8 protein-coding genes are annotated in these 10,300 nt (G+C 71.5%); 6 read left to right on the top strand and 2 right to left on the bottom strand.

Going from position 1 to position 10,300, the window contains the following annotated elements; translation table 11 throughout:
* The coding region (locus LRX76_RS06730; RefSeq protein WP_231803337.1) for a hypothetical protein at window positions 1-486 on the bottom strand (486 nt) is incomplete at its 3' end.
* A gap of 103 nt (window positions 487-589) precedes the next feature.
* Between LRX76_RS06730 and LRX76_RS06725 the strand changes: the two genes are divergently transcribed.
* From LRX76_RS06725 to LRX76_RS06700, 6 genes are all read left to right on the top strand, one after another.
* On the top strand, window positions 590-1,456 hold the full coding sequence (locus LRX76_RS06725) for a M15 family metallopeptidase (RefSeq protein ID WP_231803335.1): 867 nt from the start codon (window positions 590-592) through the stop codon (window positions 1,454-1,456).
* 105 nt (window positions 1,457-1,561) lie between these two features.
* A complete protein-coding gene (locus tag LRX76_RS06720) occupies window positions 1,562-1,822 on the top strand; it encodes a PAAR domain-containing protein (protein WP_231803333.1) in 261 nt (86 codons plus the stop codon).
* Window positions 1,823-1,876: 54 nt separating this feature from the next.
* Complete coding sequence (locus tag LRX76_RS06715; protein ID WP_231803331.1) at window positions 1,877-3,376, top strand: hypothetical protein; 1,500 nt, start codon at window positions 1,877-1,879, stop codon at window positions 3,374-3,376.
* A gap of 20 nt (window positions 3,377-3,396) precedes the next feature.
* Complete coding sequence (gene tssM / locus LRX76_RS06710) at window positions 3,397-7,077, top strand: type VI secretion system membrane subunit TssM (RefSeq protein WP_231803385.1); 3,681 nt, start codon at window positions 3,397-3,399, stop codon at window positions 7,075-7,077.
* Window positions 7,074-8,048, top strand: coding sequence for a type VI secretion system-associated protein TagF (gene tagF, locus LRX76_RS06705; RefSeq protein WP_231803329.1), 975 nt, complete (start codon window positions 7,074-7,076; stop codon window positions 8,046-8,048). The genes tssM and tagF overlap by 4 nt, the downstream gene beginning before the upstream one ends.
* Before the next feature lie 2 nt (window positions 8,049-8,050).
* Entirely contained in the window at window positions 8,051-8,827 is a 777-nt protein-coding gene (locus LRX76_RS06700) for an OmpA family protein (RefSeq protein WP_231803383.1), read from the top strand.
* Between the two features lie 261 nt (window positions 8,828-9,088).
* Here LRX76_RS06700 and tssA read toward each other — a convergent pair whose 3' ends face one another.
* Window positions 9,089-10,144 (bottom strand): type VI secretion system protein TssA, encoded by a 1,056-nt coding sequence (gene tssA / locus LRX76_RS06695; protein ID WP_231803327.1) that lies wholly within the window; start codon window positions 10,142-10,144, stop codon window positions 9,089-9,091.
* Window positions 10,145-10,300: the final 156 nt, after the last annotated feature.

Below are 10,300 nucleotides of genomic sequence, written 5' to 3'. Positions count from 1 at the left end.
CGGGGTCCGGCCGGCGGCGGCCGGGGCCGCATCGGCAGGCGCGGCGGCAGCGGCGAGCGGCTGGCCGGCAGCGGCCGCGGGGTCCGGGGCCGCCTGCGCCGAGGCAGCGGCGGCGGACGCGCCGGTCGCCGAAGCCGACGGATCATCCACTATCATGGCCGCCCCCCGGTCCTGCTCGTGCGACGCCGTCGCCGGTTCGGCGGGCAAGGGGGCGAAAGGGGAAGCGGTGGACACGCCGTCGTCCCGACTGGACGTCGCACGGAACACAGCCAGGGAAGCCAGCAGCAATGTCGTCGCCACCGCCGCCAGGATCAGCCATTTCCAGGGCCAGGGACGCTGGCGCGTGGCCGCCGCGGCCCGTTCCGCCGCCGCCGTGGCGCGGCCGCCGCGGCCCTCCATGTCGGCCAGGATGCGGTGGGAGCCGCCGGCCGCGGAGGCGGGCTGACCGGAGATCAGGGTGGGGCGGTGCGTGTTGGGGCTGCTCAATCTCGGCCTCCTGCCTGGGCCCGGCGGATCCAGGTCCTGTCCTGCCGCCGATTCTAGTGGCTGACCCTGAACCGTCAACACGGCGTGAGGACGGGAGCGGGCCGTGCTGCTGATCGTGTCGGGGGTACTGTTCCTGCTGCTTTTCGCGGCGGTGTGCTGGTGGCTGCTGTTTCCGGAGTCCGGCGAACGCGCCACGCGGCGGCTGGCCGACCGGGGCCGGCGCTGGCGCGAACGCCTCGGCCTGGCCGGCCGGCGCACCCTGGAGCGTCCGCTGCGCACCGCTTCGGAGGTGCGCAGCCTGGCACGCGAGAGCCGGGGATTCGTGTTTCGCCATCGCTGGTTGCTGGTCGCCGCGCTGCTGCTGCTGACGGTGCCGCCGCTGGTGATCCTGTCGGTGCGCCGCAATGTCGCGCTGGAGGACTTCCAGGCGGCGGACCTGTCCGAATCGGGCAGCATGATCGCGCAGCTGCTGCGCGGCGAGCGGCTGGTGCCGCCGCCGCCGCCGCCGCCGGAGGTGTTCACCACCGAGGAGATCCTGCGGCTGCGGCCCGAGATCGCCCACGCCGACCGCCGCTGGGAGCACATCGACGCCCGCCTGCAGCAGCAGGTGCTGGCGATCTACGAGATCATGCGCCGGCATGGCTACCAGATGGTGCTGGTGGAGGGCTATCGCAGCCCGGAGCGCCAGGCCGAGCTGATCGAGGCGGGCAAGGCCACCCGTGCCGGCGCCTGGCAGAGCTGCCACCAGTACGGCCTGGCGGTGGACAGCGCGCCGATGCGCGACGGCCGCCTGCAATGGGACATGTCCGATCCGTGGACGCGGCGGGGGTACTTCCTGTACGGCGAACTGGCCAGGCAGGCCGGCCTGGAGTGGGGCGGAAGCTGGCGCAGCATCAAGGACTACGTGCACCTGGAGGACGCCCAGGCCTGCCGCGATGCCCGCGCCGCCCGCCGCAGGCAGTCCGGATAGGCACCATCGCGCCAACTCCTGCTAATCTTGATAGGACAGGGAAAGCGGTGGCGAGTACCGGGGAAACGGCGCCATATCGGAAACGAATAGTCGAGGAACGAAAGGATGTCACGACCCTTCATCGTCGTTGGAGACCCCCTGGATCACGGTGGTCGAGTGGTCAGCGGCTCCGGCCAGACCGACGTGGCCGGCAAGCCCGTGGCCCGTGTCGGCGACAAGGTGGTGTGCAGCAGGCACGGCACCACCGAGATCGTGTCCGGCGATGCCGCCGTCATCGTCGACGGCCAGCCGGTGGCGCGGCATGGCGACAAGACCGCATGCGGCGGCACGCTCGTTTCCAGCCAGTCGAACGCGGGTATCGGGTAACGCGAACAGGAGCCGGCAGGCCGTGTCCGGCCGCCGGATTGCGCAAGGAGCGAGATGCCAACCACTTCACTGCTGAGGAATGTGCTGTCGGCCGCGACGGTCTTCGCCGTCTCGTGGGGCGGGGCGATCTTCTATTGGCGCAGCAGCGGCGCGGCGCCCAACGGCTGGGACCTGCTGACCTGGCTGGGCATCGTGCCGGCCGGCCTGCTCGGCGGCGGCTGGATGCTGAGCAGCGGCTGGCGGCGGCTGGCGCAGGCCGGTGCCGACCGCCTGCAGCGCCAGGATGGCCAGGCCCCGCCGCCGGCACCGGCGGCGGCGGAGACGGCCGCGGCGGCGCCCGGCCCGCAGGCCGGGTTGACGCTGGTCCGCGCCGCGGCGGTCAACCTCGCCTGTGGCAGCGATGCCGGGCAACTGTCCAGCCAGCACACCGAACTCGCCCGCCCCGGGCTGCACCCGAAACTTCGCGATCGCGACGGCCTGCCGGTGTTCGCCGCGTACGTGCCCGACCTCGACGTCGACGCGGCGCGCGACTGGGTGCAAGACCGCCAGGGCGCGAGCGCCTTCGGCGAGGCACCGCTGCGCGCGCTGGCGCTGCTGCAGCCGGTGGCCGAGGAACTGCTGCTGCAGGCATTGGCCGAGCTGCCGGCGCCGCGCGAGCTTCCCGGCGAGGTGGTGGCCGGCCTGCGCCGGCAGCAGGAGAGCATCGCCGGCGGCCACCTCGACGTCGCCCTGCTGCTGCCCGCCGACTGGAACGAGCAGATGCAGCGCACCGCCGCGGCGATCGTGTCGGACTGGGCCGCGGAACTGGGCCTGGCGGCCGCGCAGCTCCGGGTCGAGGCGGTGCCGGCCCGCAGCAGCGGCGATGCCTGGCGCCTGCTGCAACGGCTGACGCGGCGGGAACCGGAAGGGGAACACTGGCAGCTGCTGCTGGCCGCGGGCTCGCTGGTCGACGCGGCCTGGATCGAGCGCCTGCAGATGCGTGGCGCACTGGCCGATCATCGGCACCCGGAGGGCACGCTGCCGGGCGAAGGCGCCGCCGGCGTGCTGCTCAGGCAGGTGCGTGGTGGCGCGGATGCCGACGGCGTGGTGCTGCACCCGCCGCGGCTGGCGGCGCTGGAGACGGTGCCGGCCAGCGAACGCGCCCGTGTGCGCCAGAGCGCCGAACTGCTGCAGGCCGCGATGCAGGCGGCCGGGGTGGAGGCCGGGCAGGTGGACTGGCTGGTGAGCGATGCCGACCAGCGTGCCGACCGCGCCGTCGAGGCCAGTTCCGCGGCGGTGGCCGCCTGCCCCGAGCTGGACGGCTACCGGCAATGCTTCGCCTGCGGCGCGCTGGCCGGCACGGTCGTGCCGGTCGTCGCAGTGGCCACGCTGGCGCTGGCCGCCACCCGCGCCGGCGCCAGCGACCGTGCCGTGCTCGTGCTGGGCGTGGACGAGCCGGACCTGCGCGTGGCCGCGGTCGTGGCCACGGCTTCGCTGCCTGCCGGCGGTGCATCCCCCGACAGCGCGCCGGACGGGACCGTCCCGGCCGGCGGCGCCCAGAACATCCCAACTTAAGAGCATCCGAACAGGACGTGATGGTGAGCAATCTCAGGTACTACCTCAGCGACTACCGCCTCTGGATGGTCATCGGCCTGCTGGTCGCGGCCGGCGTGGGCTACTTCGGCCACGACGGCATGCGCGAGATCGCCTTCTGGGCCGCGGTCGTGCTGGCCATCTCCCTGGTGGTGGCGCTGCTGGTCTGGCTGGTACGGCGCTGGCTGGCGCGGCGTGCCGCGCGCGGGCTGGACGCGATGGTCAAGGACCAGGCCGACCGCGCGGTCGCCGCCGCGCAGCCGTCCAACCGTGGCGATACCGAGGCGCTGCGCACGCGCATGCTCGAGGCGGTCAAGGCCATCAAGTCGTCGCGCATCGGCATGCTCAAGGGCAGCGCCGCGCTGTACGAGCTGCCCTGGTACGTGATCATCGGCAACCCCGCCGCCGGCAAGAGCACGGCCATCCTCAACTCGGGCCTGCAGTTCCCGTTCGAGGACGCCCGCGGCAACGTGGTGCAGGGCATCGGCGGCACCCGCAACTGCGACTGGTACTTCACCACCCAGGGCATCGTGCTCGATACCGCCGGCCGCTACTCGGTCAGCGTCGAGGACCGCTTCGAGTGGCTGACCTTCCTGGGCCTGCTCAAGAAGCACCGCCCGCGCGCGCCGATCAACGGCATCATCATCGCCGCCAGCATCGCCGAGCTGTCCGGCAGCAAGCCCGAGTTCGCGATGGAGCTGGCCAAGAACCTGCGCCAGCGCGTGCAGGAGATCGCCGAGCGGCTGGAGGTGTTCGCGCCGATCTACGTGGTGTTCACCAAGGCCGACCTGATCGCCGGCTTCTCCGAGTTCTTCCAGCACCTGGATCCGGGCGAGCGCGAGGGCGTATGGGGCGCCACGCTGCCGTTCGATCCGCATGCCCAGACCGATGCGCTGGCCGCGTTCGACCAGCATTTCGACGAACTGGCCGAGGGCATCAAGGAGATGAGCCTGGCGCACATGGCGATGCTGCGCGGGCGCGAGGTGTCGCCGGGGCTGCTGACGCTGCCGCTGGAGTTCGTCGGCATCAAGCCGGCGCTGCGCACCTTCATCGCCACCCTGTTCGAGGAGAACCCGTACCAGTTCAAGCCGGTGTTCCGCGGCTTCTACTTCTCCAGCGCGCTGCAGGAAGGGCAGTCGGTGCACTACGCCTCCGAGCGCGTCGGCCGCCAGTTCGCGCTGCAGGGGCAGCCGCCGCAGGGCGACCGCGTGCCGGAAGGACACGATGCGTACTTCCTCAAGGACCTGTTCCGCAAGGTCATCTTCGCCGACAAGCAGTTGGTGCGGCAGTATTCCAGCCCGCGGCAGAACCGCCTGCGCTACGGCGTGTTCCTCGGCGCGGTCGGCGCGCTGGCGATCGCGCTGGGCCTGTGGACCTGGTCCTACACCACCAACGCGCGGCTGGTGGACAACGCCACCCGCGACCTGCAGCAGGCGGTGCAGCTGCAGCAGGGCAAGGTGGACCTGAAGTCGCGCATCGACGCGCTGCTGCTGCTGCAGGACCGGCTGGCGCAGATCGACCGCTACGACCGCCAGGGCGGCATCACCACCCACCTGGGGCTGTACCAGGGCGACAACATCCGCCGTAAGTTGCTGGACGAGTACTTCAAGGGCATGCGCCAGGTCATGGTGGAGCCGACCACCGCGCGGCTGGAGGCCTTCCTGGCGCAGGCGGTGTCCGAGCGCGAGCGCCTCGGCCAGCCGTCCCCGGCAGCGGCGGGCGAAGCCGGCGCGCTCTACCAGGAAGCCTCGCCGACCGATACCAACGACGTCTACAACGCCCTCAAGACCTACCTGATGCTGGGCGACCGCACGCGCGTGGAGGATGCCCACCTGGCCCAGCAGCTGACCATGTTCTGGCGCGGCTGGCTCGACGCCAACCGCGGCCAGATGAGCCGCGAGGACATGGCGCGCGCGGCGGAGAAGCTGATGAGCTTCTACGTGGCCCAGTCCGGCAACCGCGACTGGCCGCAGGTGCAGACCAAGGTGGCGCTGGTCAACGACAGCCGCCAGGCGCTGGCGCAGGTGATGAAGGGGCAGCCGGCGCTGCAGCGGGTGTTCGCGCAGATCAAGGCGCGCGCCGCCTCGCGCTTCCCCACCGTCACCGTCAACGCGCTGCTGGGCGAGGAGTTCAACCGCGACGCGATCACCGGCAGCTATGCCATCTCCGGCGCGTTCTCGCGCCAGGCCTGGCAGGAGTACGTCAAGGACGCCATCGGCGAGGCCGCCAACACCCAGCTCAGCGTGCAGGACTGGGTGCTGGACGCGACCGAGCAGAGCGACCTGTCGCTGGCCGGCAGCCCCGAGCACATCGCCCGCGAGCTGACCACGCTGTACAAGCAGGAGTACGCGCAGGAGTGGCGCAAGTTCGCCAAGGGCCTGAGCGTGGCCACGTTCCAGGACTTCGACCAGGCGGTGGCGGCGCTGAACCGCCTCGGCGACCCGGCCAACTCGCCGCTGCGCCGGCTGCTGGACAAGCTCACCGAGCAGACCGTGTGGGACAACCCGGCCGCCGATGCGCGCGCGCGGCAGGCGGCCGGCGGCTTCGTCGCTTGGTTCCGCCGCGTCGTGCTGCGCCGCGATCCGGCCGACGAGCCCGCGGCCAAGGTACCGGTCGGGCCGGTCGGCAAGGCCTTCGACGCGCTGGTGCGGCTGACCGCCAAGCGCGACGGACAGCCCTCGCTGGAGGACGCCTACTTCGAGCAGCTGGGCAAGCTGCGCAGCCGGCTCAACGCGATCAAGAACCAGGGCGAGGCCGGCATCGGCACCCGCAAGCTGATGCAGGACACCTTCAGCAACGAAGGCTCCGAGCTCAGCGCGGCGCTGGCGCTGGTGGACGAGCAGATGCTCGCCGGCGTCGACGACGAGCAGCGCGGCAGCCTGCGCCCGCTGCTGCTGCGGCCGCTGACGCAGACCTTCTCGGCGCTGGTCGAGCCGACCGAGCAGGAGATCAACCGGGTGTGGGCGGCGCAGGTGTACCAGCCGTTCAACAACGGCATCGGCCGCCAGTATCCGTTCAACCTCACCTCCGACGTCGACGCCGCCGCCAGCGACATCGCCGCGATCTTCGGCCCCACCGGCAGCATCTCCGCCTTCAGCAAGGATGCGCTGGGCACGCTGGTGATCCAGCGCGGACCGCTGCTGGAGGCGCGCCGCTGGGCCGGGCTGGGCGTGACCCTGTCCAACCAGCTGGTGGCCAACTACGGCAACTGGGTGAGCGGCCAGGCGGGCCTGTCGCAGGACTCGACCATCTTCGAGATCCTGCCGGCGCCGGCCACCGGCGCGGTGGAGTACACCATCGAGATCGATGGCCAGGTGCTGCGCTACCGCAACACCACGCCGCAATGGATGACCATGCAGTATCCCAACCCCGGCGCGGTGCCGGGCGCGCGCATCACCGCGGTGACCAGCGACGGGCGCACGGTGGAGGTGTTCGCCGCCTCCGGCTCCAACGCCTTCACCCGCATGATGGAAAGCGGCGAGTACGAGGGCGAACGCGGCGTGGTGTGGCAGCGCGACGGCGTCACCGTGCCGGTGGAGATGCGGGTGGTGCGCAAGGCCGGCACCGCGACCCAGGGCAACGACTGGCAGAAGGGACTGCAGCTTCCGGACACCGTGGCCGGCGCCCCGGCGGCCGCGCCGGAATCGACCGCGGCCACGCCGCAGCAAGGAGGTGGGCGATGAGCCGCGAGGTCAACGCAGCGGTCTGCTACTTCGGCAAGATTCCCACCCGCGGCGACTTCGTGCGCGCCTCGGACAACCACCAGCTGCTGGCGTGGCTGGACCGCTGGGCCGGCGCCGGGGTCGAGGCGCTGAGCCAGAACCCGGACTGGAAGCGCATCTACGACGAGGCCCCGGACGTGCAGTACGCGTTCCTGGGCTCGCGCAGCAAGGTGGTGCTGTGCGGCCACCTGCTGCCCAGCCGCGATGCCTCGCAGCGGCGCTTCCCGTTCCTGTCGGCGGTGCGCTTCGAGGTGGCCGAACCGCTGCGCTTCATCGGCCTCAGCCCGCTGGCGATGTCCAAGGTCTGGTCGGGCCTGTCGCGGCAGGCGCGCCAGGCCGCCGGCGACGATGCCGCGCTGGCGGCGCTGGCCGAGACCCGCTACGCGCTGAGCCCGGACGTGTCGGCCTACCACGCCACCTTCCAGGACTTCCTGGACATCCAGAGCATCGGCTCGCTGCAGGCCCTGATCGAGGATGCCGGCCACGGCCCTCTGCGCTTGCGGCAGATGCTGCCGGCGCTGGGGCTGCTGCTGCAGCCGCTGCTGACCGGCGGCAGCCTCGCCATCGACCGCGCGCTGGTGCTGCCGCTGCCGCGCGATGCGATCTCGCGGCCGCTGGTGGCCGCGTTCTGGCTGGACATCGTCGCCGCCTTCCTCGGCCGCGGCGAGTTCGAGCTGGCCGTGCTGGTGCGCGACGCGCAGGCGCCGCAGCTGCTGGTCGGCTTCAACGGCGCCGACCCGCACGCGCTGCACGCGGCCATGGACCCGCAGCAGGCCGGCGACTTCCTGATCCACACCGCCGATGCCGAATGGGTGGACGAGTACCTGTCAGGCGACTATGCCCTCAACCGGCTGGCGACCTACCTCGAGCGCGACGACGTCAGCCTGAAGACCGCGCGCAAGCTGTTCGGCGAGACATTCCTGGGAACATGAGCATGCGACTTTCCTCTTTGGCCCCGATCGCCCTGTGCCTGGCCGGCGCGTGGCCCACCGCCCCGGCACAGGCGCAGTCCGGCGCGGACGAGCGGCCGGCGATCGCCGAGGGCGTGGTGCCCGACGAGGCCACCAAGCAGCGCATCCTGGCGAGCCTGCGCGCGGTCTACGGCGATGCGCGCGTGGTCGATCGCGTGCAGGTGCAGGACATCCCCACCCCGCCCAACTGGGGCGAGTACGTCGCCAACATGATCGGCCCGGGCATCAAGCGGGTGAACGACGGCAAGCTCGAGGTCAACGGGCAATCGGTGCGCATCAGCGGGCAGGTGCTCAACGAGGCGCAGCGGCAGCAGGTGCTGAGCGAGCTGAGCGTGGCCAGCAACACCTCCTACACCGTCACCAACAGCCTGAAGACCGGCGGCTCGGAGCAGAGCGTGCTCGATGCCACGCTGGCCGACCGCATCATCGAGTTCGAGAGCGGCAGCGCCCGGCTGACGCCCCGGGGCATGGCGATCCTCGACGAGATGGTGGCCAGGATGCGCGAGATGGACGACGTGAAGGTGCAGATCGTCGGCCATACCGACAACGTCGGCCAGCCGCAGTCCAACCAGGCGCTGAGCCAGGCGCGTGCGCAGGCGGTGCGCGCCTACCTGGTGCAGCACGGCATCCCCGGCGCCGGCCTGACCGCGCTGGGCAGGGGCGCCGACGAGCCGGTGGCCGACAACGCCACCGCCGAGGGCCGCGCGCGCAACCGCCGCATCGAGTTCAAGGTGCTCTGACGGCGGCGGCGCCGAATGTCAGGCTTCGCAAGACGCATGAAGATGTGCAAGTTCCCTTCTCCCGCTTGCGGGGGAAGGTGGCGCGCAGCGCCGGATGGGGGGCTTTTGCTCTGGCTTCCCGATGCTCCAGGCAACCCCCATCCGCCCTTCGGGCACCTTCCCCCGCAAGCGGGAGAAGGGGAGAAGGTCGCAACCGGGATCGACGTTCTGCGGCGGCTTCTTCCGGATGCGCCGCGTTGCCCCAGGCGCGAGCTCGGCGGCTCAGGAATAGTCCTGGTTCTGCTCCACGTCGAGCATCTCTTCCATCTGCTGCAGCACGCTGTCGTCCTTGATCACGCGCTTGAGCCAGACGTGCAGCGGCATCTCGCCCCAGCGCGCGGCCTTCTCCGCCAGGTAGGCCACCGGGCTGTGCGGTTCGGTGCGGCGGAAGAACTCGGCGACCTGGCGCAGCTGGGCCAGGGCTTCCTTGCGCGTGGCCGGCGCCTGCGCCGGGCCGCGCGGGGTACCCGTGGCCGCGGCGGGCACGGGTTCGGCCGGCTCGTCGTCTCCCGCCTGCGCCGGTGCGGCGTCCACCGCGTCGACCAGCAGGCCGGCCTCGCGCGCGAAGCGGGCAATGGTGGTGTGCAGGTGCTCCAGCCGCTCGCGCACCGCGCTGAAGCTGGGGCCGTCCATGCCCAGGCGTGCGTCCACCGCATCGCGCAGGCCGTCCAGCGCCTGCAGGCAGTCGGCCACGCTCTCCAGCCGCGTGCGATAGAAATCGTGCGGGGTGTCGCGGCGTGCCGCCTCCAACAGTTCCAGCCCCGGCTGCCCGGGGATCTCCTCGCCGCTGGCCTGGTGGGCACGCGCGGCCTCGAACGCATCCAGGCCGTAGCGCCCCTGCGGCGCGGACACGATGGGGATGGTGCGCAGCCATTGCAGGGAGTTGCCGAGCAGCCAGCTGATGTTGCCGATGCGCTCTTCCTGGTCGTCGTCCACCGCCAGCGGGTGCACCTGGTCCCAGTAGCGCTCGCATAGCCCGGCGACCAGGCGGTAGCCCTGGGCGAGACCGGCGAAACCGTCGGTCTGGGCGCTGGCCTCGGCGAACCAGCCGGCCAGGCGCAGGTCCTTGGTGCGCGTGCGCAGCAGCTGCGCGCTCTCGGCAAGCGCGGCGGGCCAGTCGGCGAACTTGATGTCCGTCTGCCACTCGCCCTGCTCCAGGGTCGGATCGTCGAAGCGCCGGAACTCCTGGATCCGGTCGAACTCGATCGAAAATGAAAGGTCTTCCCCCGCAGGATGGTCATCCGAAACCGGGGCCAGCAGGTCGTCCAAATCCAGCATGGCTATTCTCGTTCTGGGTCGTGCGCGGGCATTCTAGCGTGCTCTCCCCGGTATGCACCCGTGGCCCGCTGCTGGCAAACTCGTGGACCCGGCGCAGGCCTGCAACCTGCTCGACGCCTACACATCGTTCCCACAGGTCGCCGCCGCAACCGCCGT

The organism is Stenotrophomonas sp. MMGLT7 (assembly GCF_021168555.1).
Taxonomy (GTDB): Bacteria; Pseudomonadota; Gammaproteobacteria; order Xanthomonadales; family Xanthomonadaceae; genus MMGLT7.
The sequence above is the reverse complement of the archived record's forward strand: the minus strand, read 5'-3'. Positions and strand labels throughout refer to the sequence as shown.

Coding starts and splice junctions, on each gene's coding strand:
- LRX76_RS06720 (WP_231803333.1), top strand. CDS start 1,562: ATGTCACGACCCTTCATCGTCGTTGGAGACCCCCTGGATCACGGTGGT.
- LRX76_RS06715 (WP_231803331.1), top strand. CDS start 1,877: ATGCCAACCACTTCACTGCTGAGGAATGTGCTGTCGGCCGCGACGGTC.
- tssM (WP_231803385.1), top strand. CDS start 3,397: ATGGTGAGCAATCTCAGGTACTACCTCAGCGACTACCGCCTCTGGATG.
- tagF (WP_231803329.1), top strand. CDS start 7,074: ATGAGCCGCGAGGTCAACGCAGCGGTCTGCTACTTCGGCAAGATTCCC.
- LRX76_RS06700 (WP_231803383.1), top strand. CDS start 8,051: ATGCGACTTTCCTCTTTGGCCCCGATCGCCCTGTGCCTGGCCGGCGCG.
- tssA (WP_231803327.1), bottom strand. CDS start 10,144: ATGCTGGATTTGGACGACCTGCTGGCCCCGGTTTCGGATGACCATCCT.